We start from the raw sequence: 25459 nt of genomic DNA on the forward strand, positions 1-25459 counted from the left end.
CCGTCAAAAATTAACGGGTCCAAGCTAGTCAGACATTGCGGCGAAACGATGTTGCACGCGCTGAGATTTTACTCCGTGACCGTCAGCCCCAGCAGCCGCCATTGCTGCATCCCGCCGCGGTAGTAATAGATCTTCTCCGCCGGGAAACCGGCTTCGATCATGCGGCGGGCGGCGGCGGGCGACTGGCCGCACCACGGGCCGTTGCAGTAAAGCGCGACCGATTTCACGTCCTCGCCGTCGCAGATGAAGCCCTCGAAATCGGGTTCACAGCCCAACTCGCCCAGACGGTCGGCGGCTTGGGTATAGGGGATGCTGACCGCACCGGGGATCGCGCCGCCCTCGAAATCGCGGGGCACCCGCCCGTCGACGACCACCACGTTGGGATCTTTAAGAAACTCCAGCATCTCCAGCTCACCCACCGGGGTCACGCCGGGGGCCGGGATCATCGGCTGGATACAGAAGCTCGGACAGGGGCGCGAGGTCTTGGCCCAGTCGCCCTCCAGCTTGTTCTCGTTATCCTGAATCCGCTTGATCTCGACCGGTCCATTGGCAGTGTCGACCGTGACGGACATGACGTCGGGGCGAATATTGACCGGCTCGGCGAAAGCGGGCTCGACCAAAACAGGCGCGGCACCCAGCAGCGCGGCAAGAAAAATGAAACGCATGTTAACCTCCCTTTTTCGTGATCATAACACAGCTGCCAGCCTTGTCGCCGGCAGTGTGGACCTTTAGCTCAACGAAATGAGAGCGATTTTGATCCTTGGTGCAGCGGTTTGGGCGCAAGAAGCCCCCTCGCCCACATTGCTGCGGCGCACCCGTCACGCGGCGGCGCTCTGGCACGCAGGCGCGGCGGAGCGGGTGATCTGTTGCGGAGGTGTCGGACGGCATCCGCCGAGCGAGGCGGAGGTGATGTCCCGGATCTTGCGCGCGGAAGGCGTGGCGGCCGAGGCGATCTTTCTCGAAGATCGCTCGACAAGCACTTACGAGAATATCGGCTTCGCACGGGCGCATCTGGAGAGCGACGAGGTGACCATCGTCACCGATCCCTATCACGCGCCGCGCGCGGTGGTGATTGCGCGGCGGATGGGGTTGCGGGCGCGCGCGGACTGTCCGCCGCACCGGGCGAGCGCGAAGGCCCGCGCCCGCGAAGGGTTCGCTTACCTGAAGCTGGGATGGTGGCTGGCGCGCGGCGGACCTTTGCCCTGAGGCGCGCGCCGCCTGCGTCAGTCGAGGATCATCTTGCCGATGATCAGCACGATGACCGCGCCGACAAGCGCGATGGCGACGATCGCAAGCAGCCCGCCTGCCGCCAGCACCGCCCCGCCCAGAAGGGCGACGATAAAGGGGGTGATGAGGGCGCCGACCACGCCGATCGCCAGATAGGCAGCCTTGTGACGCCCGCCCGAGACGACGCTCGCGATCCAGCCCGCCAGAAGACCTGCGAGCACGAGAAAGATCAGGCCGACCGTGCCGATTGCTTGCAGAACGCTTTCCATGATGTCACTCCGATATGTCTTTTCACATCAACGCGATGCGGGCCATCAAGTTCCCTCTCCGCGCAACCATTTCGGCAGCGCAGCAATGCGAGCGCTCGTCCGTCAGAAATCGGCGGACACCTCGTACATCACCGGTTCGAAATTGCGGCACAGCGTGTAGATCACGCGGTTGCGCTCGATCATCTCGGGGCTGCGCAACATCGCCTGATAGTCGCCCCGCTCGTTCCATTTCGAATAGGTCGCGATCCGCGTGCGCGCGTCGTTCATATGCAGCCCCGCGCCGATGAAACCGGGCGCTTTCGAGATCACCTCGGAATAGGCGGCTTGCAGCTTCTCCATCAACTCGTCGGCTGTGGCGGGCGTCATCTCGAAGGTGCAGATCACGGTCTGCCCTTTGAAATCGCTGGTAATATCGGTCATGGGCGGTCCTCCTCGGCATCATGCTCGCACAGAAGCGCCCAGAAATCACCGCTCTTTTGCGGCACCGCGTCAGAGCGGCAGAAGCGCCAGCGCCGGGACCGTCACGATCAGCGCGATGCGGATCAGATCGGCGCCCACGAACCAGCTCACCGCGCTCCAACCTCAGAACGAATGTTTCTCGATCAAGGCGCGGGCGGAGCTCAGCAACTCTTCACCCGGCACCCCCTTCTCTTCCATCTCGGCAACCCATGCGTCGATCACCGGCTGCGAGGCATCTTTCCAGATCGACGTATCCTCGGCCGGGATCGTGATGATCTCATTGCCCAGATCCATGGCGGCCTGACGCGAGGGGATATCCTCGGCCTGCTGCAGGTGTCCCGCCTGCGCCGAGAACTCAATGCCCGAGACGCTGTCGATCGCGGCCTGCAGATCGGGGTCGAGCGCGGCGTAGCGGTCCTTGTTCATCGCGAGAATGAAGCTCGCCGTGTAGATCGAGGGGCCTGCGAATTGCGTGTGGTGATGGACCAGCTCGCCGATCCGCAGCGAGGCCGAGACCTCCCAAGGCAGGAGCGCCCCGTCGATCGTCCCGCGCGAGAGTGCTGCGGGCACAGCCGGGACCGGCATCTCGACAGCCGTCGCGCCGAAATGCTCGAGCAGCTTCGTCGTGACCCGCGAGGGCCCACGCAGTTTCAGCCCTTCGAAATCGGGGATCGCGCGCACGGACTTGCTCGCGTGGATCACGCCCGGCCCGTGCACCCAGGTCCCCAGCAGGTGAATGTCGCGGAAATCCGTATCGACCATCTCCGCCTGCGCCAGTTCCCACAGCGCGGCAGACGCGGCCTCGGCCTCGGCGACCAGGAAGGGAAGCTCCATCACCTCGGTGCGCGGGAACCGTCCCGGCGTGTAACCCGGCAGCGTCCAGACGATGTCGACGACCCCGTCAGTGACCTGATCGATGAGATCGGCCGGTGTCCCGCCCAGCTGCATCGAGGGGTAATGCTGGATGCGCACCCGGCCCTGCGACGCCTCCTCGACCGCCGCGATCCAAGGAGTGAGGATATGGGCGGGCACGAAGCTGGTCAGCGGCAGGAATTGATGCAGGCGCAGCGTAACCTCGGGCTCTGCGGCCAGCACAGGCGGCGCGGCCAAGGCGGCGGCACCAGCGGCAAGGGCGAAACTCTCACGGCGGGTAAATCTCTGGCTCATGCGGGTCTCCCTCTCACGCAGTCCAAAGCGGATTTACCCGGCGGATGCCCCCAACGTCCAGTTTTGCTTTTCGCGAGATGACGGGGCCTGTCGTCCGGCCACAGCAGCGGCACTCGACGCATGGCAAATCCGGTCCTTCCCGCAAAAGAAAAACCCGCGCCAAGCGCGGGCTTTTCGGTGTCCCCGGAGCGTCAGGCCCTACCCCGTATCTCCGGAAATGAAAAAGGCCGGAACGTAATCGTCCGGCCCCTTCCAATTCGGTGTTAACCGAAATTAGTTGTTCGAGGCTGCGACAGCAACGCCGAGCAGCAGCAGAACCGGGATGATGATGCCGGCGTTCGAGGACGACGACTGCTCAACCACAACGGGCTCGGGCTCGACGACCGGAGCGGTGTAGCCGCCAGCAAAAGCGGTCGAACCGGTGAGGCCGAGGGCCAGGGCGATGGTAGCGATCTTTTTCATAGTAATCTCCGTCATTACCGTAGGGAGCCGCCGGACTTTTCTGGCAGCTTCCCGGCGAGACTTACACAGCTTCCTGGGATTGCAAAGAGTGAAATACACGGCCCATTCACGCAGAGGCGAAGACTGTTGCACTTTGGCACTTTTCTTGCATGAAATGCCCACAATTCGTGTTTAACGCAGCATATGACACCATTCTGCGCTTCTGGAGCAGCGTGGATTCTGGAAAGAATTACGAGAACTTGCCCGGAACTGGCTTGCAATTTCGCCGCCCGGGAATCAAGGCACCGATACAGCACAGGCAAGGACGAGAATATGAAAATCGCGATGATCGGCACGGGCTATGTTGGCCTTGTCTCGGGGGTGTGTTTCTCGGATTTCGGCCATGAGGTCGTTTGCGTCGACAAGAACCCCGCAAAGATCGAAATGCTCGAGGGCGGCCGCGTGCCGATCTACGAGCCGGGGCTCGACGAATTGATGGTGAAGAATGTGGAAGGCGGGCGTCTTTCCTTCACCACCGACCTCAAGGCTGCGGTGGCAGACGCCGATGCGGTCTTCATCGCGGTCGGCACGCCGACGCGGCGCGGCGACGGCCATGCCGATCTGACCTATGTGATGGCCGCCGCCGAGGAGATCGCCAACGCGATGACCGGCTATGCGGTGATCGTGACGAAATCGACCGTGCCGGTGGGCACCAACCGTCAGGTCGCGGAGGTCGTGCGCAAGACCCGCCCCGATATCGAGTTCGACGTCGCCTCGAACCCCGAATTCCTGCGCGAGGGCGCGGCGATCGACGATTTCATGCGGCCCGACCGGGTCGTCGTCGGCACCACCTCGGAGAAGGCCGAGGCAGTGATGGGCGAGATCTACCGTCCGCTCTTCCTGCGCGAATTTCCGGTCCTCTATACCGATCTGGAAACCGCCGAGATGATCAAATACGCGGCGAATGCGTTCCTCGCGACGAAGATCACCTTCATCAACGAGATCGCGCGGCTCTGCGAGAAGACCGGCGCCGATATCAAGCAGGTCTCGCGCGGCATGGGGCTCGATGGCCGGATCGGCAACAAGTTCCTGCACGCCGGCCCCGGCTATGGCGGCTCGTGCTTCCCGAAGGATACGGCTGCACTGGCGCGGATCGGTCAGGACTATTCCTGCCCGATGGAGATCGTCGAGACGGTCATCAAGGTAAACGACGACATCAAGCGCCGGATGATCGAGAAAGTCGTCGATCTCTGCGGAGGCTCGGTCAATGGCAAGACGATCGCGATCTATGGCGTGACCTTCAAGCCAAACACCGACGACATGCGCGAAGCCCCTGCCCTCACCATCGTGCCCGCACTGGTGGGCGGCGGCGCGAAGGTCCGCGTGGTCGACCCGCAGGGCAAGCGCGAGGGCGAGGCGCTGCTGCCGGGCGTGTCCTGGATGGACGACGCCTATGCGGCAGCCGAGAAGGCCGATTGCGTGGTGATCCTGACCGAGTGGAACGAGTTCCGCGCGCTCGACCTGAACAAGCTGGCCACGACGATGGAGACCGCGCGCATGGCCGACCTGCGCAACATCTACGCCGAGAAGGACGTGAGGAAAGCGGGCTTCGCGGATTACGTCGCGGTCGGGCGGTAAGGCCCGACGGTATAGAAACCGATCCGGGAGAGGGCTCTGCCCCCGTCGCCGGAGGGCGACAAAACTTAAGAGAGGGGGGCTCTGCCTCCGTCGCCGGAGGGCGATAAAACTTAAGAGGGAGGGGACTCTGCCCCCGCCCTTTGGGCCCCCCGGGATATTTCTCCCAAGAGGAAGAGGCGCGTGGTCAGGCCACCTGCCCCGCAGCCCAGCCCGAGGCCCAGGCCCATTGGAAGTTGTAGCCGCCGAGCCAGCCGGTCACATCGACGACTTCACCGATGAAATAGAGCCCCGGCACCTGCTTTGCCTCCATCGTCTTCGCATCGAGCGCATCGGTCGACACACCGCCCAGTGTGACCTCCGCCGTGCGATAGCCTTCCGAGCCCACAGGCCGCACCTGCCAGCGATGGATCTGATCGTCGAGCTTGGCGAGGTCCTTGTTCGATTGCTCGGCCAGCCGCCCCGATAGCTTCGCCTCCGCCACGACGAAATGCGCCAGCTTCTCGGGCAGATGCCGCGCGAGCGCATTGTGCAGCGCCTGCCGGCCCGCCGCGTCGCGCTGCTCCGACAGGGCCGCTGCGATATCATTGCCCGGCGCGAGATCGACCTTGAGCGTTTCGCCCTCGCGCCAATAGCTGGAGATTTGCAGGATCGCCGGGCCAGACAGCCCGCGATGGGTGAACAGAAGATCCTCCGCGAAATGCGTCTTGCCGAGACGCAGATCGACGGGCCGCGCGAGCCCCGACAGCGGCGCGGTGCGCGCCAGATCCTGCTCGGCGAAGGTCAGCGGCACCAGAGCGGGCCGCGTCTCCACGATATCGAGGCCGAACGTCTGCGCGATCTCGTAGCCCAGGCTGCTTGCCCCCATCTTCGGGATAGATTTGCCGCCTGTCGCGACGATCACCGAAGCCGCGCGGATCGGGCCTTGGGAAGTTGTGACGAGGAAGCCCTCGCCCTCGCGCGCCACCCGCTCGATCTCCGTCTCGAGCGACAGCACGCCGCCTGCCGCGCGCAGGTCGCGCAGCAGCAGGTCAATGATCTGCGTCGCCTTCCCGTCGCAGAAGAGCTGCCCCAGATGCTTCTCGTGCCAGGCGATCCCTGCCGCATCGAGCCGCGCGATGAAATCCGCGGGCGTGTAACGCGACAGCGCCGAGAGCGCGAAGCGGGGATTGCGCGACAGGAATCGCTCGGTCGCGTTTTGCCGGGTCAGCAGACGATTGGTGAAGTTGCACCGCCCGCCGCCGGAGATTCGAATCTTCTCGCCCGGACGCCGCGCATGGTCGAGCACCCGCACCGACCGCCCGCGCCGTGCCGCCTCGATCCCGGCCATCAGCCCGGCCGCCCCCGCGCCAAGTATCACAACATCGCATTTTTCCATGCCGCCTCGCTTGCCGTAGCGACGCGGGACGCGCAATCGAAATTTGTCGGATTTTCCTCTTGAAGCCCCGCGCGAGCTTGGCTAGATAGCCCCCACGTTGGGGCGTAGCCAAGTGGTAAGGCACCGGTTTTTGGTACCGCGCACCGTAGGTTCGAATCCTACCGCCCCAGCCACTCTCCTTTTTTCAGCAATATCAAGCACTTAGCGAACCGCCTCGGATCGCATGTGTTACAGTCTTGTGTGTGTAACACGTGGGCCGGATTCGTCGCTGAATTGAAAAAGGGCGAGACCCTTTGGCCCCGCCCCCTGTCCCTCGTAAGCACCCTCTTGGCTCAAGCCGCATCGGCGTCCGCAAAGTCCTCGCGGCATACGTCCGGCAGAATGCTCGCCTCGGCGAGTGCCTGCGCGACCACTGACCGGTGATCCGGCAGCCCCTGCACGCCCTCCGTTACGCCCTTCACGATCTGCTCGACCAGCTCGCTGAACTTCTCTGTCTCGATAAAATGCGGCATCGCTCGCCCCTCTGGTTTCTACGCCACTAGATAGACACGACGCGAATCGTCGCGCAACAAATATTTTGGTTACTTTCAATGACTTACATAAGTAAGCGGTTACTTACGCGCCGCATATCCGCCCCAAGGAACGCGTTCTCTCTCAAACAATGCCATAGGTAGGCAGGTTCTTGAGACCTGCGCTTGCGTCTGTCCGCAGAACGATTGTGCCTTTCTTCGTGCTGATCGCCTTAGCGGTTCGCAGGGTTTCTTTCGCGCTCATGACCTTCTTGAGTGCGTCTGCCGGTGTCAGCTCGAAGATTTCGGCAATATCGGAGGTGTCATTGGTCAGATCAAAAATCTCTCTCTCCAAGAGTATGCGCGCTACCTCATGAGCGATCGGCGTCTTATCTGCGTCGAATGGGTTGCGACCGGATGAGAGGTCGTCGCGGATGCGGGCACGCCACTGTTTATTCCGCTCATTCCTCTCTGCCTTTTTCGCGGCGGGTGACGGTGGTCCTCCGTGTCGATATCCGCGAACTTCTCGCCCCTGAGCCTCGACTTCCTGAGCGTATTTTGCCCGCTTATCTGCGAGTTTCTGCTGGTATTTTGGGTCTTTGGCGCGCTTGGCCTTCCGAGCCGCCTTAACCTTCGGATCTGCGTCCTTTTGATATTTCGCTAGCTTCATTATTTCCCGCTGATCGGCAGATAGGCGATCATACCACTCGTTTTCGTCAACGGCGTCTGCGGGTTTCGACTTGTAGAGTTCCGACGTATAGGCGCGCGCCGTCATTGGAGTGAAGCCGTTGGGAAACATAGCATTCATCCATGCCCGAATTTTTGGAACACCATCACCGGGCTGCGGTGTCAAAGATGGAGGTTGCGGAGCTACTGGTTTTGTCATATCTTTTGTCAGCGATAAGAGAGAACTTTCAGGGGCTTAGCGTTGGCGCGCTGGCCCCTGCTTTCATTTTGCGGAGCGCTCGATCTGCTCACCCACATCGACGGCTACATCGAGACTGAGCGGGAACTCCCTCCCGGAAATCGGCGAAACTATCTTAAGGCCATTTCCCGCGCGCTTGACGCGAATACCGCTCAAGCCTGCGACCCCCTCAATCCGGCGTTGCTTACGCTCTGCTTCGGAAACTGCGCCATTCTTCAGAAGACCGGCGATCTCCCTGCCCTCAGAGAGCGAGACCGTCGCCTCGAAGCCTTTCGAGCGAATGATAAGCTCTGGGCCGGACTTCTCGATTTCGACACCGGGAACACCGGCGGGTATGGTTCCCGCCGCGATCTCACCACGCACGAAATCACCAACGACCTCGGCGATACTCTTTCCTTTCGCTTCGGCGATCAGCCGGAGCTGTTCAATTCGTTCAGCCGGAAGACGGACATGATTACTCATTCTTTTGGACCTATCACTTGGTTTCGATGCAACCTTGTAAACCGTTAACGGTTACCTGTCTACCCACAAAATGCGTGAGACATTTTCCGCCCAGCGGCAGCGGCGAAGCTTTACCGAGGGTGTGAGACAATTTTCTATGAGGCCGGAACAGCATTCGAGCGGGGACGGTGAGACAGATTTCGCCCTCTTAGTAATAGTATGTATATATACACAGTTAATACTAAGATGCCGAAATTTGCCTCACACTCACGAGTCAATCGTGAAACCCCGGTCAATCTCCCTCCATCCTACGGTCAATCGCGGGCTGCGCCCGCTCTTTCCCGCGGCTCAGGACGTCTTCGCCCTCTCAGAGACTCTGGGAGGCCCCTTAGAGTCCAGAGGCACCCCTTTCGGCCACCCTACCACCCTGCGGACAAGGAAGACCCTTCCTGCGGCGTTTCTGCGGCTTCCCCTCAGCGGGCCACCGACCGGCTATTCAGCATGTTCCCCGGTCGCATCTGCTTGCGCATCTCATCCTGCACCACGCTGCGGAAGCTGCGCTCGGTCGCCTTTGCGATCTTGTCGGCAAGGTCGCGGTTCATCTCGGGCGATCCGCCACCTCCCTCCACGGTGATCGTCGGCGCGTAGCTGACCGAGACACCAGACGCGCCCTGAGAGCCGCTTGCGAGCGACTTCGACGGAACTGCCGCCCCGACAAGACCGCCCGAGCTATAGCCTTTCAGCGCGGCGCTGTGGAGCGCGTCGAGATTATCCACGCCAAGACGTTCGGTCGCAGCTTTGCTCAGGACGTATTCGCCTTTGTGGACCACGCCCGCCGGTTCAAACTTGTGACCGTCACCGGTGTAGCCACCTGCGCTAAATCCGAGCAACCCACCAAGCCACGTCATGAAGCCACCACTGGCGGCACCACTGAAGAGCTGATTGAGCTGTGCCTTCGCCATCTGCATGAGAAGAGCCGATAGCGCTTCCTCGGCACTCGCAGAGCCGTCCAAGACCGAGCCGAAGAGGTCAGCGAGCGCACTCGCCCCGGCCTGCCCCCTTTCCTCGACCTTCTTGAGCTTGTCAGCGGCTTGCTCCGCCCGGTTGCCCGCTTCGACATAACTCTGTGCGAGCCGGTCGATCTCGGCGCTCAGTTCAGGCGTAACCGACTTCCCGTCCCGCTGGGCGGCAGCAAGCAGCTCGGCTTTCTTGCGCGCGAACTCCACGGCGTCACCATAGCTCTTCCCGGCAGCCGCAGCCGCGATCAATGCAACGGCCTCAGCGTCGAGTGCCGCGCGTTCGTTCTGCATGTCAGCAAGGGCGCGCGCGTAGTTGTCGTGCGAGCGTCCACCGCCGCCTTTCTTCGGCGTGGCGACGTTCTCCGAGATCATCGGCGGCGCAGCTTTGGGGCGTGGCGAACTTGTCGGCGCGAACTCACCGGGCGGCATTTCGATATCCGCAACCGTAAGTCCCTGCCCGCTCGTCATCGGGAGAGACCCACCCGGAAGCGAGGCACGCGCCTCGGCAGCTTTCGCGCGCACACCTTCGAGCGCGTCCCAAAGGTCGCCAAGACGCCCGATGACTTTTGAGAAGGTCGGGGAAGCGTCGAGATCAGTAACCGCGCTGAGCGCGTCTTGCGCCTTCTTGATCAGGTCGCCCATCTGGGCTTCGAAGTCGCTCGCGCTGATCTCGCCCTTATCCAACTTCTCGGAAAGGCGCTGCATCGCCCCTGCGGCCTCGAAGAGCGTATCGGCTGCCTGCGTATCACCCACGCGCTCAAGCTCATTCGAAACCCGTTGCAGGTAGGGCGCGAGCGCATCCGACTGCGCCGTGAAGCGCTCATAGAGCGCCAGAAGATCGCCGATCTCGCGCGCATTATCCTCGACCGCCTGCGAGTTACTATCCAGCGCTGCGGCAACCTTCGGGCCGAGGATTTGCGGGGCCTGCGCGCCATTGCGGAACAGGTCACTTGCGGCGAGCTTGTCGCCCTCAAGGCGCAGGTTCAGAATCTGTGCCGCGAAGTCGGCTGCCCCGAGCGCTGCCCGCTGCCAACCGCGATGAATGCTCTCGGTCAGCGCGCTATAACGTCGGTCCAGCGCGTCGGCCTTGTTGATCTGCTTCTCGGTCAAGACCGACGCTTTGCCCATCATCGCCGAGATGCTGGCCTGCCCACGGTTCAGCATCTCCACGAAGCGCTCGCCGCCTGTCCCGCCGAACACCTCGTCAGCGATGCGGATTTGCGCCGCCTTGTCGAACGTCTCAAGCCGCCCGATGATCTCCAAGAAGAGCTTGCTCGGGTCTTTCAACTTCTTAGAAAGCTCGGCTGCCGAATAGCCGAGACGTTGGAAGGCATCTGCACCCGAGCCTTTGCCGGTCGCAATGAACTCGTCAGCCCGAAGGTTCAACTCTTTGAAGCCATCGGTCAAAGCATCCACGCTGACGCGGTTCTGTTCCGCGACATACTGCCAGCGCTGAAAGTCTTCGACCGCGACCCCGGCGCGCCGCGCCTCGTTTCCGATCTCCGCGATGCCGCGCACCGTCTGGCGCACCTGACCGGCAGCAATGCCAAGTCCCGCGCCGATTCCAGCCCCAGCCAGACCGGCAATACCGACTCCCAGACCGGGCAGCGGCAGCTTGCCAAGTGCGCCCGCTGCCTTCGTGCCGAAGCTCTCATAGCTCTTCGCCATTTTCTCAGCCGAGCGTTTCGCCCGGTTTTCCATCTGGCGCGCAGTCCGCGCTTGCGCCTTGTTCGCGCGCTTCAGCGCTTTCTCAAGCTTGTCGATCCGGGCTTCGACAGGAACAATTAGACCGGGCAGATTAACGTCATTCATCACTCAAACTCACTCATCAAAACACGAAAAGACCGCCCGAGCTGGGCGCGTTGTAGTTACTCAGGTTGGTTTGCCCGAGGGTCAGGCGATAGACGGCCATCGCGGCCGCGACCGCACCGTCAATGCGGTCGGTCTTGCGGCCCTTGTGCATCTTCACCAGCCCGCTATCGGTGCGCACCGCGACCACGCTCGCGAGGTGCTGGCGCAAGACCGGGTGGCCGTCATGGCGCACAAGCCTGCCGTTCACGATCCGCTCAAGATCGGCACCGGCTGCACCCATCGTCAGCGGCCCTTGCCGCACCTCGACCACGGGCAGACCGTCATCATAAAGCCGCTGCATGATCCGCTGCGCGAGGTGCGGATCGAAACCGATCTCTTGCACGTCATAGCGCGCACAAAGCTCGCGGATCTCATCTTCAACCGCCTCTTCATCGATGATGGGACCGGAACACAGGCGGATCAGGCCAGCGTCGGCCCATTGCTGATAAGGCACCCCGTCGCGGTCGGAACGCGCCTTGAGGTCTTCCCCCGGCACGAAGAACGTGGGCCGGAGCGTAACCTGCCCGTCCGGGTGCTGGAACGCGGCCACAACCGCCGTGAGATCGCCCGAGCGCGACAGGTCCACGCCGAGCCAGCATGGCAGTTGCTCAAGGTCTTCCTCGTCATCCTCAAAACACCGGGCATCATAGGCCTCGAAGTCGAAGAGCGGATCGCGGCTATTCCCGAGCCAGCGATTCAGGTTGAACTGCTCGAAGCTGTATCGTTCGCTTGGGCTATCCTTCGCCTTGCGCGCCAGCGAGCGCAGACCTTCGAGATCAGGGAAGCCATGCGCGAGGCCGGGGTTCACCCGATGCCATAGGGCTTCGTCTTCCCAATCCTCACCCGGCTCAGGCTCGAAGAGGATCGGCAAGAACTCGGGGTTCACGATCTGACCAAGCGCGACACCGCGCGCATAGTTGTATGTCTCGGCGGCAAGTCCCTCGTTTCCGCGACCGGCAGTCGTCGCGATCACGGTCAGGCCGCCTGCCCGCTTCGCCATGCCCGATTGCAGCGCTTCCCAAAGGTCGCGGCCCTGCCAAGTGTGAATCTCATCGGCGAGAACGAAGGTCGGCGTCGTGCCGTGCTGCGCGCGCCCGTCCGAAGACACCGCCTTGAGCGTCGAGCCATCAAGGGCGCTCTTGATCGCCTTCGGTGCGTTGTGCGCGTCGTAGAGGCGCGTCACCGCCTCAAGGCGCTTGTCTTGCCGGATGATCTCGGCAGACTCGCGAAAGCCGATGCCCGCCTGCTCGCGATCACTGGCCGCGAAGATGATCTGACCGGCGGGCAGCTTCTCGGGGCCGAGCAAGTGCAACAGCGCCAGCGCAGCGGCGAGCGAGGTCTTCCGGTTCCCGCGCGGGATCATCAGGAAGACCATCTTCACCACGCGCGAGCCATCCGCGTTGCGTGGCCCGTAGATGCGCCGAACGATCCGCTCTTGCCACGGGGCGAGCTGAAAAGCGCGCTTCGGTGCAGAGCTGGCAGGGTGGCGAAGACGGCGCAGGAACTGCACCGCCCGCTCGCCATAGCCGAGCGGGTCGTCAATCGGCGAGCTATCCATGACCCATTCGGGATAGGTGCTTGCCATGATCACACCGCAAGCGGGTCGTCGGCGTCGGGTTCATCGGGCGCAGCCGAGCCGATCCGAGCGCGCGAGGTCGGCGTGAGACCGTATTCGCTCGCGAGCTGACGCGCGGTCTGCGCCGCCCGGTTCCAGACACCGAAGAGCTTCGGATCGATCAGACCGCCCGCGCGCTGTTCCTCGATCTGGCGGCAGATACCCACCGCCGAGCAATAGGCTTCGACGCCCGCGAGATCAGCCTTGGTGATGATCCTGCGCGCGATGAGTTGCGGCATGATCCGTTTCCATTCGGTCTTGGCATGGGCGCTGAAGTAAGACGGCACCTGCGGGGCCTTCGTCAGAGCCTCGGAGTCAGGCGAGAGGCTGGGCTTGATGCCGCGTTGATGCACGCTCATGCAGCCACCGCGCGCAGCTCAAGCCCTCGCCTGCGCCCGATCTCGGCAATCGCCACGACATTCCACGCGATGCCATCGCACACGATCCGATCCGCGACAGACACACCCGGCAGCCACCGGATAAGAAACACCGCGTTGTTGCTCACACCTTCCCCGTAGGTCGTCAGAAACTCGGAGATGCCCGCTTGCCGCAGCTCAGCTCGCCCGGTCGCGTAGGTTGTCCATTCACTCGACACCGAGCCGGACGGGTTCACCGTCTCGCTCAGCCGTTGCAGCTCAATCAGGTTGGTCAGCTTACCAGATTTCATCGCTCAGACCTTCCACCGCACAACTGCCTCAAGGGTCATTACGCCATGCGTCAGGCTCAGCTCTGGCTTGGGGTCACGCAGCCAGACCACGCTCGGCGCGTGCCATTCGTCCACGTCAATCTCGGAGCTATCGGCAGGGCCGAACTCAAGCGCGTGATACGCTGCCGCGCCGATCTGGCGCGCCGTATCCGGGCCGTCTTCAACCGCCCAGACATGAAGAGTGAGGTAAACGCGCGCGAGGCGCTGAGACCCGGAAGCGCAGCCCAGGTATTCGGTGCGAGCGTCGGAAAACACCACCGAGGGAAGCCGCTCACCGCGCACCTGACCAGCGCGAATGTTCGACGCTTCGACCAGCGAGACCACCTCGGGCGCGTTGATCAACGTGGAGCGGATAGCGGTTTGAAACGCGAGGGCGGGATCAAGCATCGCTGCCCCCTTTCGCCGCTTCACGCACAGCCTTGCCGATTGCCCGCCCGATCCGGCGCTTCGCGCGATCCTGCGTCAGCCGGGTTGCAGGCAAGAGGAACGGTTGCGGCTCAGTGCCGGGATGCTGCGAGCCTTCGAACTGCCCGCCGTTGATATGCGGGGCCGTGCCGAACTCAACGAGATGCCCGTGGCGTTGCTCAGGGTTGCCCACCGTGACAAGCGCCTGATTGGCCCCTGCCCTGCGCTTCCCGCCACCCTCGGCGTAAGCGGGCGTCTCGGCACCGGGCGGCGTCACGACGATAGACGCTTTCAGATCGCCCTCATCTTCCGGCGCGAGCGTCCGCGCGAGATGCGCCAGCTCTTCGGCGGATTGAATGACTGCCGGTCGCACTCGTTCGAGAATGGCGCTCGGAATGGCGTTAAGCCGCTTTGCAAGCCGTGCAGCCTGCGCGTTCAAATCCTTCTCGCGCGCCATGTCAGACCACCCAAGCCCGGTGCGCTTGCAGAAGGTCATGCACACCGAACGGCACGACATAGGCAGAGCCGCCGGTCAGTGCGGCCTCGCGGGTCTCATACCAGTGCGCAGCGAGCATCAGCACAGCTTGGCGGATCGCAGCCGGAACAGGCTCGGGAATGGCAGTGCCGATGAAGCTCGCAGCATAGGCTTCGGCGGCGTCGATCTTGAGGGCGAGCAATGCGTCGTCAAGATCATGATCAAGGTTGAGCTGGGCTTTCAGCTCGGGAACAGAAACGGCAGACATACTGAAACTCGTCAAAGGGAATACTGTTGCATTATAGCAACAGTCGGTCGAGCTTTGAAGAGGCAATATGAACGGCGAACCGGGCGCATCGCCCGTGCCTGCCGGGACCGATTGCCCTCACGACTTCGCGAGGTATAGTCCCCTGAGATGGGTTAGAGGGGCTTCCGATTGAAACGCTTTATCATTTCCGCACTCGCCACACTGATAACTGCCACAACCTGCACCAGCGCAAACGCCGACGATACGGCGTGGACACCGGCAGACTTCGACGGCGCATGGGTTGAAGTTATCGACAATGCACAAAACGGATGCTGGACCAACATCGGCGAAGTCAGAGATTACGCAACAGATCAGTTGGAAATCGCCGGGTTCAAAATCATCGAACGACCGCAAGACCCGATCAATAGCCTAGCTCCGTCTGCTGGCAAGAAAATCATGTTCGTAATCGACGTAACAGGTAAGCGTTGGAACAACGGTATGTGCGTCGGGAGTCTCGTCACCTACTTTTACGGACGGGTTATGATCAATCCGCTAGAGTTGCGCTGGGTGCCCAGCCCAATCGACCGGCCTCTTAACCAGCCGATTTGGCACAAGTCGAACTTCAACACGATCATGTGGGACTCCATCAAAAACTCCATTTCTGACTGGGTTGAACGTGGAGACTGGACGAGACTGAAGGCTGACTGAGGCGACTCAGGCTTCAAAAAGTTATTTAGCGTAGATCGTGCGCGGACCTCCCCCCGCCGGTCCTCCGCTTCTTTGAAAAGTTTGGACGGACCCGCCCATGCAACAGGCGCGTGAAAAGCGTTGTGCTTGATCGCAAACGGCTCGCAAGTCAATCTCACACGAATGATTCTTTCGGAGCTTGAGAATGACACGTTGGCAAGACAATTTCGCGAAACATCCCATACACGCCACGCTCGACGCCATTGAGAAAGCGCTAGACGTAGATATTGAGATCGAAGATTCCGACCTCGCCTTAGAGTGGATAAGACTCGAAAAAGTCGTTAAGGTCATAAAACAAGCCTTGAACGATCTCGATCCCGATCTTGCTCCGATCAGCTCGCTGAATACTATCAACCAGCAGATCATAAACGGAGGGGTTTTGAATAGCGTTAGAGGATTTTCTAACACCAAGAACCCCCAACACCTTGTTGATGCGAATACGCAAATCGAACAGACGATCTCGTCACTATATCAGATAACTTCATTGAAGTTTTCTAGATCGACACAACGTGCCGATCTGGACGCTGCAACGTCTCGTTTTGAAAAGTTCGCAAGAACGACAGAGAAGACCCTAGCGATTTATAGAAATAGAACCGAAGAAACCGCTCATGAAATCGCTGCGGCAGCCCATCGGATTAATGAGATGAGCGAGGCAGCATCTCAATCGGCTAAAGAATTCGAGGCGGAGCTGGACGAATGGAGAACTACGAAAACCAACACATTGAACACCCAATCAAAAGAATTTACCGAGCTTGTTAATTCTAGCAAAACGAGCGCGGCAAACACAATTAAAGAGATTCAGGACGCCGCGAGGGGCGATCTAAGCGAATTCTTTAGAGAGATGAAGGAAGATGCTTCTAATGAGCAGACTCAGCTCATTTCCTTCTTCGAATCTATGAGCCAAGAAGCCGAAAACGCTCATGACAAAATACTAGAGCTATACAAGATTGTCGCTCGCGATAGCGTCATTGGCGGCTATAAGAGCATCGCGGACCGAGAATACTCTTCCGCTCAATGGTGGCGACGCGGCGCAGTTGCCTGCATCGTTCTAACGATCGCTTGGCTGCTTTATAGCCTTCTTTGTTTGAGGCCTATCGTTGAACCAGAACCCTTGTTCTGGCTCCAAATCGGAAAGAGTGCCGTAATTACTGCGCTTCTTATATCTTTTGGGATCTATGCCTCCAAACAGGCTAACCTTCACAGAGCCAACGAGAAAAGGACGAGAGCATTTTCCTTGCAAGTTCAAGCATTCGATCCATTCATCGCCAATTTGCCCGACGATGATAGAGCCGCCCTTAAAAAAGCCCTCAGCGAGAGAATTTTTGGAGTGCAAGACAACTCTGACGACGAACAGATTTTGAAGGACTCAAGCTTCCAAGGCTTTGAACAATTTGTTTTGCTTGTTGAGAGAATGAAAAAAGCTATCGGGAAGTAGGTTATCCCTTAACAGTCAGCCCTTTCGCGAGCCTCTTGCGGATTGTCTGTTTGGTCACGCCCAGACGCTCGGCCCATTCGCCGAGTGTCAACGTCTCGCCTTCGTGGGTGATCATCCTCGGCGGCGTGCCACGCGCCCAAGTGCGCCCCTTCATAGCCGCTTTGATGCGCTCACTCCGCTTCTCGCGTGCCTGCAAACGCGCTTCAACAACGCTCGTGGTGATTGCTCTCTCGAACGCCCAGCCGTTGCGCATTCGAGCACGGATCACCCCGGCAGATATCCCGACCTTCTTTGACCATTCCCCAATCGTGAGCGTTTCGCCCTTAAAGGTGTATGTCGGGTTTGGGCGCTTCCGCTTTTCGCGATTTTCGATTTCGGCCCTTTGACGCACCGTCTTGCCCGCGACCAGTTCGTCAACGGGCGGCGCTTCCGCGATGAGCTTTTTCATTCGCCTTACCACTCCTTCCATTTCCAGACCGGCACCAGCGCAGATCATCTCAAGATCACGGCTCGGCGTGCTGAGTAGTTCGCGCGCCTGCTCAATGTTCCGTCGCCTTACAGTCTTTGAATCGAGCGCAGCGCCGTTCAGAGCATCGTCAACGGCCTGATAGAGAACCGCTTGCCAGAGACGCCTTAAGCCGCTCATGGCGCGACCTCTTGGCGCTGCTTGTGCCGGTTGTGGCAGCCCTCGCAGAGCGCTTGCCAGTTCGTGCGATCCCAGAATAGGCGCTCATCGCCCCGGTGCGGCTTGATGTGATCGACCACAGTCGCGGACGCGCCGCACATGGCGCAGCAAGGGAACAGACGCAGGAACTCGGCGCGCGCCTTTCGCCATTCGTGATTGTATCCACGCTGGGCGGCGGTCGGGCGCTTCGCGTCATGGCGACGGCCACGGGCGCGCTTTCTCGCGATCTGGCACACGCAGAGCTGCCCGTGCGGCACAATGCGACCGCAGGCGCAGGCACGGGGCGGGCGGCTCATCGTCTTTCGCTCCGCAGTTTCGCTTTCAGCCGGTTCAGCCCTTCCCGGTCGAATTCAGGATCAAGACCGGCAGCGATATTCGCCTCGCGCTGCGCCTTGTTACCCTGAACAGTGCGCGTCTCTTCCCTTGCCCCACCGGCGAGCGCGACCAGCTTCTCGGAATGCGCCTCAACAGCGGCGATGATCTCGCTCGGGCTGGCATTCCACGTTTCCGAGGGCGTCCATTCGAGCCAGCCAGTGCCTAGCCGGTAGAGGTCTTGGAACAGCTCACTCCACGGCTTGCTCGCGCCGCCCTCAGGCTCTTGACGCTCACCTTCTGGCGCTTGCGGCAGCAGAGCTGCACAGAAGCCCATCAGGCGCGCTTGCTCGCTCACCATGAAGCCGCGCAAGGGACCGCGCGACAAGGATCGCAAAAGCGCATCAGCCTCGCGCCTATCGGTCGCGGCAGCTTCGATCACGGCCCTATACGCCGTGAAGCTCTGATCGTGGATTTTTCGGAAGAGCGACGCGAAGCCGAATGCTTGCTCAAGGGTAGTTGCAGCCCGCAAAGAGGCTCGAAGCGTCACGGCGAGCTTGCCGTGACGGATCGTGCATTCATATGCGGGCTGCACTGTGAGCACCGTATTACGCGGCGGCGAGCTTGAGCTTCGCGAAGGCTTCGCCCAGCGTCACACGGCCACCCACGCGACGGCGCGCGTGCAGCTTCACGATACCATTGGCCGCGCCGGTGTAGTCGTCGCGCAGGATCTCGAAGCCAGTGCGGTCGGCGATGGTGTAGCCTTCCGCGAAATCGCCAAAGATGATCGGCGCATTGCCAGCCACCGGGTCAGGCATGTCGGGCGCTTCGACCACGGGACGGCCCAGAAGCGAAGCCGGTTGACCAGCCGCGAGACCGGGTTGCCAGATTGCTTCGCCCATCGTGTTCGAGATTTTGCGGATCGCGGCCATCGTCTTGCGGTTCTGAGCTACTCCCCATCTCTTGGACAGGATCTGACGTAAATTAAGCTACTCGTTGCACCTGCTGACCGGGTTGGTTGATATCATTTCTCTGCCAATACACCAGCGCCGGTGGCTTGCCGCCGAGGGCTGAGTGAGGGCGCTGGTGGTTGTAGAAGGTCATCCATTTCCGGATGGCCGCCTTCGTCTCCGATCCTGTCTCCCAAGCGTGCAGGTAGACGCACTCGTATTTCAGGGTGCGCCACAGCCTCTCGATGAAGATGTTGTCCAGGAAGCGGCCTTTCCCATCCATCGATATGCGCACGCCGGATCGACGCAGCGTGTCCGTCCAGGCGAAGGACGTGAACTGAGACCCTTGATCGGTATTCATGATCGTAAGGCTCCGGGGAGGACCGTCTTTCGGACTTGAGGCAGGCGGCGTAGGTCCGGAGCTATGTCCGACCATAGATACAGACCCGAAATTGAGATCCTTTCTGTCACCGATACCGGGCGCCGTCGGCGTTGGACGGATGAAGAGAAGGTGCGCATCGTTGAAGAAAGCTTTGGCGGTAGAGGGCGTGTCGCCGAGACAGCCCGACGTCATGATATTGGCCGCACCCTGCTGGTGCGCTGGCGTCGCCAATACCGCGAAGGCAGGCTGACGAGCGGCGATGCACGACCGCAGTTCACACCGTTGGCCATCGCCGCTCCTGAGGGAGCTGAGGATCAAGGCGGACCGTTTGCACCGGTTCCGACGCCAGAGACAGCCGAGGTCCTGATGGCAGATATTACCCTCGCGAATGGCCGTCGCCTGTCTGTGGCGGCCACGATTGACCCGATGGTGCTGGCGCGCCTCGTGCAAGCCCTGGATCCGTCATGATCGCGTTCCCGGCGGGGGTGCGCGTCTGGATCGCGGGCGGAGTGACTGACATGCGGCGCGGTATGAACACCTTGGCGTTGACGGTGCAGCAGGGTCTGGGGCGCGATCCGCATGCCGGCGAGATCTTCTGCTTTCGCGGGCGCAAGGGCGACCTGGTCAAGCTTCTCTGGCACGACGGGGTGGGCATGTCGCTCTATACCAAGCGGCTGGAGGCGGGGAAGTTCATCTGGCCGACCAGTGGAAGCGGCGAGGCGGTGCAGATCTCCGCGGCCCAGCTCGGTTATCTTCTGGAGGGGATCGACTGGCGCAATCCACGCTGGACCCAACGCCCTGCAAAGGCGGGATAAATTGGCCTCATCGACCCTATTTGCATGGGCTTTCCGATGCCGGCATGGTAGGTCTTGGCCATGTCGAACAACGCTTCCGAGATTGCCAGATTGCGCGCCGCGCTCGCGGCCTCCGAGGCCCGTGCCGAGGCCGCCGAGAGCGAGCTAGCGCAGACCCGGGCGGTGGTCTCGACCTCCGAGGCGATGATCAAGCATCTCCGGCTCGAGATCGCCAAGCTCCGACGCGAGCAATACGGCCACAGCTCGGAACGCCGCGCCCGACTGATCGACCAGATGGAATTGCAGCTCGAGGAACTCGAAGCCGCGGCCACCGAAGACGAGATTGCCGCCGAGAAGCTGGCGAAGACCACGATCGTCGCGGGGCTCAAACGTCGCCGCCCGGCGCGCAAGCCTTTCCCGGAGCATCTGCCGCGCGAGCGCGTGGTGATCGCGGCGCCCACGGCCTGTTCCTGCTGCGGCTCGGATCGCATCGTGAAGATGGGGGAAGACGTCACCGAGACGTTGGAGGTGATCCCGCGGCAGTGGAAGGTGATCCAGACCGTCCGCGAGAAGTTCACCTGCCGGACCTGCGAGAAGATCAGCCAACCGCCGGCGCCCTTCCACGCCACGCCGCGCGGATGGGCTGGCCCGAACCTGCTGGCGACGATCCTCTTTGAGAAGTTCGGACAGCATCAGCCGCTCAATCGCCAGGCCGAACGCTATGCCCGGGAAGGCGTCGATCTCAGCCTGTCGACGCTCGCCGACCAGGTTGGCGCCTGCGCCGCCGCGCTGGAGCCGATCCATGCGTTGATCGGTGCCCATGTTCTGGATGGCGACCGCTTGCATGGCGACGATACGACAGTGCCGCTGTTGGCGAAGGGCGGGACAAAAACCGCCCGGCTCTGGACCTATGTCAGGGATGACCGACCCTTCGGCGGCGGGGCTCCACCTGCCGCGCTGTTCCAGTTCTCCCGCGACCGAGGAATGACCAACCCGAACCGGCATCTCGCCGGATGGCAGGGTATCCTGCAAGCCGATGCCTATGGGGGCTACAACGACCTCTACCGCGCCGACCGTGACCCGGGGCCGGTCGAGTCTGCGCTATGCTGGAGCCACGCCCGGCGCAAGTTCTTCGAGCTCGCCGATATCAAGGGGAACGCCCGGAAGGGCAAGCCGGCCCATGACATCTCCCCCGTCGCGCTGGAGGCCGTGGCCCGTATCGACGCGATCTTCGGCATCGAGCGCGGAATCAACGGGCTGACGGCTGCAAAACGGCAGGCGGCCAGGCACCAGCTGTCCCGGCCTCTGGTCGAGGAGCTTCATGACTGGCTGCGTGCCGAGCGCGACCGGCTGTCGAAGCACAACCCGGTCGCCAAGGCGATCGACTACATGTTCAAGGCGGAGCGCTGGCCAGCCTTTACCGGGTTCCTCGAGGACGGCAGGATCTGCCTGACGAACAATGCCGCGGAGCGGGCGCTGCGCGGCATCGCCCTTGGCCGCAAGTCCTGGCTCTTCGCCGGCTCCGAGCGCGGCGGGGACCGCGCCGCCTTCATGTATTCCCTGATCGTCACCGCCAAGATGAACGATGTCGACCCTCAGGCCTGGCTCGCCGATGTCCTCGTCCGGTTGCCTGGCACGACCGCCTCCCGGGTGCCGGATCTATTGCCCTGGAACTGGGCCCGGGCTGAGCAAAGGATAGCCGCATGACCCTGATCGCCCGCCTCCGGATCATCCTGAACGACGTCGACCCGCAGCCGATGCGCCATATCGAGGTGCCGCTGAAGATCAGGCTCGACCGGCTGCATGCGGTCATACAGGCTGCCATGGGCTGGACAGATACCCACCTCTACGAGTTCCGCGCCGGTGATGCCGGTTGGGGCGTGCCCGACCCGGACGGGTTCTACGACGGCCCCATGGACGCGAAGAAGACGACGTTGGAAAAGGTGCTCGAGGACACCGGTGCCAGGACGATCCAGTATATCTATGACTTCGGCGATGACTGGGACCACAGCATCCGTATCGAGCGGGTCTACGAGGCCATCCCCGGCATGATCTACCCACGGCTTCTCAAGGCGACCGGTGCCTGTCCACCCGAGGACGTCGGCGGTGCCTGGGGCTACGAGGAGTTCCTCGAAGCCCTCGCCGATCCCGATCACGAGCAACACGAGGACATGCTCCCCTGGTCCGGTGGGGACTTCGACGCCGAAGATGCCGGGATCGACAGCATCCTTGAACGCTTCAACCGGCTTGCCAAGAAATGGGCCCCGCGGGCCCGCAAACCCAAAGCCCCCAAGGGCACGACCTGAGAATTGCTCCCATGTGCGGTCCACGCCGGATGGTTACTCATGATCTCGGGCGGGCCGAACTTGTGGACGGCTTCGTTCAGCGCTTCGACGCAGAAGTCGGCCTCCAGCGTGTTCGAGATCCGCCAGGCCAAGACCTTTCGCGTGTGCCAGTCCATGATCGCAACGAGGTATAGAAATCCGCGCCTCATGGGCAGGTAGGTGATATCCGAGCACCAGACTTGGTTCGGGCGATCCACTCGCAGACCTCGCAGCAGGTAGGGATAGGTCTTGTGGCCCTTTGCGGGCCTGCTGGTGTTGGGCTTCTGGTAAATCGGCATCAGCCCCATCAGGCGCATCAGTCGCCGTATCCGCTTCTCGTTCACCAAGTGTCCGTCGTTACGCAGATGCCAGGTCATTTGCCGGACGCCGAAGAACGGGGTCTCCAGGAACTGCTCGTCGATCCGTCGCATCAGGCCGAGGTTCTGTTCGGTCTCGCCCTTGGGGGTGTAGTAGAAAGACGAGCGCGCGATCGACAGCAGCTTGCACTGCTGGCCGATCGACAGGTCCGGGTGGTGAGGCTCGATCATGCCGCGCCTCACTTCCCGCCCCAGGGCTTCAGCTTTCGTTCCAAAAAAGAGTTGGCCACCGCCAGCTCCCCGATCTTGGCGTGGAGCTCCTTCACCTGCTCCTCGTCGATCTCGGGCTTCTTGCGGCCCCCGCGCTCGAACACGCCGGACGCGCCTTCGAGCAGGGCCCGCTTCCATTGATGGATCATCGTCGGATGCACCCCGAACCGGCTCGCCAGTTCGGCCGCTGTCTCTTCACCCTTCAGGGCTTCCAGCGCGACCTTTGCCTTGAACTCGGGCGCGTGCTGCTTGCGTTTCGACATCTCTGATCTCCTTCTCGTCGAAGATCAGCAGACTGCAAATCGTAGCTTATGTCAGTGTCCGAATTTCAGGGGGTAGCTCAGCCTTCACCCGCCGCTTGGGGCGCTTGTTGCGGAGCTGAAGCCCCAACTCGTTGTAAATCCTGCGGGTCTTCTTGATGTTCACCTGCCAACCCTCCCGGCGCAGCAGCACATGCACCCGTCGATAGCCGTAGCGAATACGGGTCTCGCAAATCTCCTTGATCCGTCGTTCGAGGCCGGCCTGTCCGGTGCGGCGGGATTTGTAATGGTAGGTCGAGGTGTCGAACCGCAGAGCCCGGCAGGCCCGGCGGATCGACACGCCCCAATCGACCAACATCCCGTCGACCAGCTGTCGCTTCCGGACAGGCCTCAGAGCTTTCGGCGGATGACGTCCTGCAACATCTCGCGGTCGAGCGTCAGGTCGGCCACGATCTTCTTCAGCCGGGCATTCTCGTCCTCGAGCTGCTTCAGCCGCCGCATCTCGTCCGGCAGTAACCCGCCGTATCGCTTCTTCCAGTTGAAGTAGGTCGCCTGACTGATCCCGGCCTTGCGGCAGATCTCCGCGACCGGCGTGCCTTCCTCGCCCTGCTTCAGGATGAACGCCTTCTGCGCCTCCGTGAACTTCGATGCCTTCATGCGATTCCGCTCCTCTCCCAGCCAGGAAAGATTAGCCGAAAACTCCAGCTTCAAACGATCCAGTTTTCAGGGGGCAGAGCAACAGGACGTCCGCTTTTGGGAAGCTGCAATGCAGCAGATTAGTTCCAAGCAAATGGCCAGTAAGGGCCGATTGCTCCAAGTTCGCACAAACTCGAATCTCCACTAATACCCGAACCATGTTTTAAGCAACGGATGAAGAGCTTTCGCGACATGATGCTTGAGCTGCGCCCGGAGATCGCGGGACGCGAGGCCGAGTTTGCAGAAAAGATCGGTCTTGCAATGGAACTTCGTGCTCTACGCGACGCGGTCAACCTGAGCCAGGAACAGATCGCAACTCTTGCGGAGTTGTCGCTCGGAGACGTTCAGACCTGCGAATCGCTCAGCGGCGCGATGTCGGCGCCTGACGTCGTGGCGGCGTATCGCTCTGAGGTTCACAAGCACACGTCTACGAAAGCTTAGCTCGGAGCCAAAAACTCACCGCCAACTCAGGCGATCAACGGTGAATCCATCGTCGAAACAGATCCGGCTCGAAGAATTCGGACATGACCGCCGACACAGATGCCCGCTCCAAGCCCACACCCGAGCAGACCGTTGCAGCTGGTCGACGTTCAGTCGCTCGGCGTAGCTCTGCAATCGCGGTTCAGCCCCGCGCATGACTTTGAGATTCGCCTGTCGCTGCCATGAACCGCTTGATGAGCTTCGATCCACCACCCGATACGCATTCCGGAGTTCTGCTGTCACAATCGCCGCCTGCGACAGCGCGTAAATTCTCCGCCCCCGGAGCCGCAGACGACGCTTTTTCTCCTCAGCGGCCAGCGACCTGAGCAGAGTTCAGTAGCGGCCAATTTTCACAGGTAACCTCGAGAAGGAGCCGCTCGCGTGAATAAACTGTGCCGAAATCGATTGCCCGTTCGACCGGGTCGCCCGTAAAGGCGTCGAGCCGATGAAAACCCGGCCGAACCGGCTCAGCCATCTCTCGGCATTTTCTTTCGAGACGTTTCGCCTCTTCCCATTCTTCATCGATACGGAGATGTGCGATGGCCCGGTCCAGCTTTTTCTGCTCCTCACGAAAGTCGCGCGCCTGCCGCTCGTATTCTTCCAAGGTTTTCGCGCCAAACTGAGGATTTGCACCGAAATATACATCGACAGCGCCCATCGTCTCGTCCCAGGTTCCTCCGGTTTTGATGAGTTTCGGAGCGACGGGGATATGGGAGCAATAGGCGGGAGACGGCGCCACGAATGAGATATCGAGCCACTCCGAGGCGAATCCGAGCACACAGCAATAGCCTGCCTTGTTGTCGAGAAGGATATTGAGTTGGAACTCGACCTCGTAACGAAAATCTTCAAGTTCTTCTGCGTCGTAGCAGCGATCGTCACGCCGATCGACGGGATCGATGTCAAATTGATCTTCATCGATAGTGTCTTCGGGAAGCAGAAGAAAGTTGGTGATGGGATACTGAAGCATTGGTTGCCTTTGGTTTTGTATCAGGAAGCCGAAGAAGCGGAGCTTTGTCTCACGCCTCCAGTGTGGAGCCT

At 61.3% G+C, this 25459-nt stretch carries 31 protein-coding genes, 1 tRNA gene and 3 pseudogenes; 10 read left to right on the forward strand and 25 right to left on the reverse strand.

All coding sequences use genetic code 11. The annotated features are described in order from the left end of the window. Positions 1-68: 68 nt before the first annotated feature. On the reverse strand, positions 69-665 hold the full coding sequence (locus AC2TZ7_RS17190; RefSeq protein WP_489865132.1) for a rhodanese-like domain-containing protein: 597 nt from the start codon (positions 663-665) through the stop codon (positions 69-71). A 76-nt stretch (positions 666-741) separates the two neighbouring features. On the opposite strand from AC2TZ7_RS17190, the gene AC2TZ7_RS17195 reads away from it, so the two are divergent. Continuing rightward, positions 742-1206, forward strand: a complete 465-nt coding sequence (locus tag AC2TZ7_RS17195) for a YdcF family protein (RefSeq protein ID WP_489865133.1) — start codon at positions 742-744, stop codon at positions 1204-1206. Positions 1207-1223: 17 nt separating this feature from the next. On the opposite strand, the gene AC2TZ7_RS17200 is transcribed toward AC2TZ7_RS17195, so the two are convergent. From AC2TZ7_RS17200 to AC2TZ7_RS17215, 4 genes are all read right to left on the reverse strand, one after another. Next, complete coding sequence (locus AC2TZ7_RS17200; RefSeq protein WP_083078986.1) at positions 1224-1496, reverse strand: hypothetical protein; 273 nt, start codon at positions 1494-1496, stop codon at positions 1224-1226. 102 nt (positions 1497-1598) lie between these two features. Further along, positions 1599-1916: an antibiotic biosynthesis monooxygenase family protein gene (locus AC2TZ7_RS17205; RefSeq protein WP_489865134.1), complete on the reverse strand. Its 318-nt coding sequence runs from the start codon at positions 1914-1916 to the stop codon at positions 1599-1601. A 162-nt stretch (positions 1917-2078) separates the two neighbouring features. Beyond that, positions 2079-3122 (reverse strand): TRAP transporter substrate-binding protein, encoded by a 1044-nt coding sequence (locus tag AC2TZ7_RS17210; RefSeq protein WP_489865135.1) that lies wholly within the window; start codon positions 3120-3122, stop codon positions 2079-2081. A gap of 273 nt (positions 3123-3395) precedes the next feature. Continuing rightward, positions 3396-3584: a hypothetical protein gene (locus AC2TZ7_RS17215; protein WP_172976163.1), complete on the reverse strand. Its 189-nt coding sequence runs from the start codon at positions 3582-3584 to the stop codon at positions 3396-3398. Positions 3585-3896: 312 nt separating this feature from the next. Here AC2TZ7_RS17215 and AC2TZ7_RS17220 point away from each other — a divergent pair, with 312 nt between their 5' ends. After that, entirely contained in the window at positions 3897-5201 is a 1305-nt protein-coding gene (locus AC2TZ7_RS17220; RefSeq protein WP_489865136.1) for a UDP-glucose dehydrogenase family protein, read from the forward strand. Positions 5202-5385: 184 nt separating this feature from the next. On the opposite strand, the gene AC2TZ7_RS17225 is transcribed toward AC2TZ7_RS17220, so the two are convergent. After that, positions 5386-6576: a BaiN/RdsA family NAD(P)/FAD-dependent oxidoreductase gene (locus AC2TZ7_RS17225; protein WP_489865137.1), complete on the reverse strand. Its 1191-nt coding sequence runs from the start codon at positions 6574-6576 to the stop codon at positions 5386-5388. A 98-nt stretch (positions 6577-6674) separates the two neighbouring features. Between AC2TZ7_RS17225 and AC2TZ7_RS17230 the strand changes: the two genes are divergently transcribed. Beyond that, positions 6675-6749, forward strand: a tRNA-Gln gene (locus AC2TZ7_RS17230). Between the two features lie 159 nt (positions 6750-6908). Here the strand turns inward: AC2TZ7_RS17230 and AC2TZ7_RS17235 are convergent. The 10 genes from AC2TZ7_RS17235 to AC2TZ7_RS17280 form a co-directional block, all read right to left on the reverse strand. Further along, complete coding sequence (locus tag AC2TZ7_RS17235; protein ID WP_489865138.1) at positions 6909-7088, reverse strand: hypothetical protein; 180 nt, start codon at positions 7086-7088, stop codon at positions 6909-6911. Between the two features lie 142 nt (positions 7089-7230). Further along, positions 7231-7971 carry a hypothetical protein gene (locus tag AC2TZ7_RS17240; protein WP_489865139.1) on the reverse strand — a complete coding sequence of 247 codons (741 nt, stop codon included), beginning with the start codon at positions 7969-7971 and terminating at the stop codon, positions 7231-7233. A 63-nt stretch (positions 7972-8034) separates the two neighbouring features. Beyond that, positions 8035-8472, reverse strand: coding sequence for a hypothetical protein (locus AC2TZ7_RS17245; protein ID WP_489865140.1), 438 nt, complete (start codon positions 8470-8472; stop codon positions 8035-8037). A 452-nt stretch (positions 8473-8924) separates the two neighbouring features. Then, the gene (locus AC2TZ7_RS17250; RefSeq protein WP_489865141.1) at positions 8925-11282 is read right to left on the reverse strand and encodes a phage tail tape measure protein; all 2358 of its coding nucleotides are present in this window, start codon (positions 11280-11282) and stop codon (positions 8925-8927) included. Between the two features lie 16 nt (positions 11283-11298). Continuing rightward, complete coding sequence (locus AC2TZ7_RS17255; RefSeq protein WP_489865142.1) at positions 11299-12906, reverse strand: terminase large subunit; 1608 nt, start codon at positions 12904-12906, stop codon at positions 11299-11301. Between the two features lie 2 nt (positions 12907-12908). Further along, positions 12909-13295 carry a phage terminase small subunit P27 family gene (locus tag AC2TZ7_RS17260; RefSeq protein ID WP_489865143.1) on the reverse strand — a complete coding sequence of 129 codons (387 nt, stop codon included), beginning with the start codon at positions 13293-13295 and terminating at the stop codon, positions 12909-12911. After that, the gene (locus tag AC2TZ7_RS17265; RefSeq protein ID WP_489865144.1) at positions 13292-13603 is read right to left on the reverse strand and encodes a phage head closure protein; all 312 of its coding nucleotides are present in this window, start codon (positions 13601-13603) and stop codon (positions 13292-13294) included. Before AC2TZ7_RS17265 ends, AC2TZ7_RS17260 begins: the two co-directional genes overlap by 4 nt. A 3-nt stretch (positions 13604-13606) precedes the next feature. Continuing rightward, entirely contained in the window at positions 13607-14029 is a 423-nt protein-coding gene (locus tag AC2TZ7_RS17270) for a DUF3168 domain-containing protein (RefSeq protein ID WP_489865145.1), read from the reverse strand. Beyond that, entirely contained in the window at positions 14022-14504 is a 483-nt protein-coding gene (locus AC2TZ7_RS17275) for an HK97 gp10 family phage protein (RefSeq protein ID WP_489865146.1), read from the reverse strand. Before AC2TZ7_RS17275 ends, AC2TZ7_RS17270 begins: the two co-directional genes overlap by 8 nt. A gap of 1 nt (position 14505) precedes the next feature. Further along, on the reverse strand, positions 14506-14790 hold the full coding sequence (locus AC2TZ7_RS17280) for a head-tail connector protein (RefSeq protein WP_489865147.1): 285 nt from the start codon (positions 14788-14790) through the stop codon (positions 14506-14508). A gap of 168 nt (positions 14791-14958) precedes the next feature. On the opposite strand from AC2TZ7_RS17280, the gene AC2TZ7_RS17285 reads away from it, so the two are divergent. Beyond that, on the forward strand, positions 14959-15477 hold the full coding sequence (locus AC2TZ7_RS17285) for a hypothetical protein (protein WP_489865148.1): 519 nt from the start codon (positions 14959-14961) through the stop codon (positions 15475-15477). Between the two features lie 184 nt (positions 15478-15661). Then, the gene (locus tag AC2TZ7_RS17290; protein WP_489865149.1) at positions 15662-16951 is read left to right on the forward strand and encodes a hypothetical protein; all 1290 of its coding nucleotides are present in this window, start codon (positions 15662-15664) and stop codon (positions 16949-16951) included. 1 nt (position 16952) lies between these two features. On the opposite strand, the gene AC2TZ7_RS17295 is transcribed toward AC2TZ7_RS17290, so the two are convergent. From AC2TZ7_RS17295 to AC2TZ7_RS17315, 5 genes and pseudogenes are all read right to left on the reverse strand, one after another. Next, positions 16953-17597, reverse strand: coding sequence for a hypothetical protein (locus tag AC2TZ7_RS17295; RefSeq protein WP_489865150.1), 645 nt, complete (start codon positions 17595-17597; stop codon positions 16953-16955). After that, the gene (locus AC2TZ7_RS17300; protein WP_489865151.1) at positions 17594-17932 is read right to left on the reverse strand and encodes an HNH endonuclease; all 339 of its coding nucleotides are present in this window, start codon (positions 17930-17932) and stop codon (positions 17594-17596) included. Before AC2TZ7_RS17300 ends, AC2TZ7_RS17295 begins: the two co-directional genes overlap by 4 nt. After that, complete coding sequence (locus AC2TZ7_RS17305; protein WP_489865152.1) at positions 17929-18543, reverse strand: hypothetical protein; 615 nt, start codon at positions 18541-18543, stop codon at positions 17929-17931. Before AC2TZ7_RS17305 ends, AC2TZ7_RS17300 begins: the two co-directional genes overlap by 4 nt. 13 nt (positions 18544-18556) lie before the next feature. Further along, on the reverse strand, positions 18557-18922 hold the full coding sequence (locus tag AC2TZ7_RS17310; protein WP_489866842.1) for a phage major capsid protein: 366 nt from the start codon (positions 18920-18922) through the stop codon (positions 18557-18559). A gap of 10 nt (positions 18923-18932) precedes the next feature. Beyond that, positions 18933-19262: pseudogene (locus AC2TZ7_RS17315) on the reverse strand (transposase); the annotation flags it as partial. Between the two features lie 60 nt (positions 19263-19322). Here AC2TZ7_RS17315 and tnpA point away from each other — a divergent pair. The 4 genes from tnpA to AC2TZ7_RS17335 are packed head-to-tail and all read left to right on the forward strand — an operon-like array spanning position 19323 to position 22380. Continuing rightward, positions 19323-19748, forward strand: coding sequence for an IS66-like element accessory protein TnpA (tnpA, locus tag AC2TZ7_RS17320; protein ID WP_489864689.1), 426 nt, complete (start codon positions 19323-19325; stop codon positions 19746-19748). Next, the gene (gene tnpB / locus AC2TZ7_RS17325; protein WP_009803441.1) at positions 19745-20095 is read left to right on the forward strand and encodes an IS66 family insertion sequence element accessory protein TnpB; all 351 of its coding nucleotides are present in this window, start codon (positions 19745-19747) and stop codon (positions 20093-20095) included. The genes tnpA and tnpB overlap by 4 nt, the downstream gene beginning before the upstream one ends. Before the next feature lie 60 nt (positions 20096-20155). Continuing rightward, entirely contained in the window at positions 20156-21781 is a 1626-nt protein-coding gene (gene tnpC, locus AC2TZ7_RS17330; RefSeq protein WP_489864353.1) for an IS66 family transposase, read from the forward strand. Then, positions 21778-22380, forward strand: coding sequence for a plasmid pRiA4b ORF-3 family protein (locus tag AC2TZ7_RS17335; protein WP_489865153.1), 603 nt, complete (start codon positions 21778-21780; stop codon positions 22378-22380). Before tnpC ends, AC2TZ7_RS17335 begins: the two co-directional genes overlap by 4 nt. 53 nt (positions 22381-22433) lie before the next feature. On the opposite strand, the pseudogene AC2TZ7_RS17340 reads toward AC2TZ7_RS17335, so the two are convergent. From AC2TZ7_RS17340 to AC2TZ7_RS17350, 3 genes and pseudogenes are all read right to left on the reverse strand, one after another. After that, a pseudogene (locus AC2TZ7_RS17340) lies at positions 22434-22946 on the reverse strand (IS3 family transposase); the annotation flags it as partial. Positions 22947-22954: 8 nt separating this feature from the next. Next, complete coding sequence (locus tag AC2TZ7_RS17345) at positions 22955-23248, reverse strand: IS3 family transposase (protein ID WP_007195955.1); 294 nt, start codon at positions 23246-23248, stop codon at positions 22955-22957. Positions 23249-23321: 73 nt separating this feature from the next. Continuing rightward, positions 23322-23902 (reverse strand): annotated as a pseudogene (locus AC2TZ7_RS17350) (transposase); the annotation flags it as partial. Between the two features lie 231 nt (positions 23903-24133). Here AC2TZ7_RS17350 and AC2TZ7_RS17355 point away from each other — a divergent pair. Next, the gene (locus tag AC2TZ7_RS17355) at positions 24134-24382 is read left to right on the forward strand and encodes a hypothetical protein (protein ID WP_489865154.1); all 249 of its coding nucleotides are present in this window, start codon (positions 24134-24136) and stop codon (positions 24380-24382) included. A gap of 346 nt (positions 24383-24728) precedes the next feature. On the opposite strand, the gene AC2TZ7_RS17360 is transcribed toward AC2TZ7_RS17355, so the two are convergent. Beyond that, on the reverse strand, positions 24729-25388 hold the full coding sequence (locus AC2TZ7_RS17360) for a hypothetical protein (RefSeq protein WP_489865155.1): 660 nt from the start codon (positions 25386-25388) through the stop codon (positions 24729-24731). Positions 25389-25459: the final 71 nt, after the last annotated feature.

The organism is Thioclava sp. ISO4, assembly GCF_058105145.1.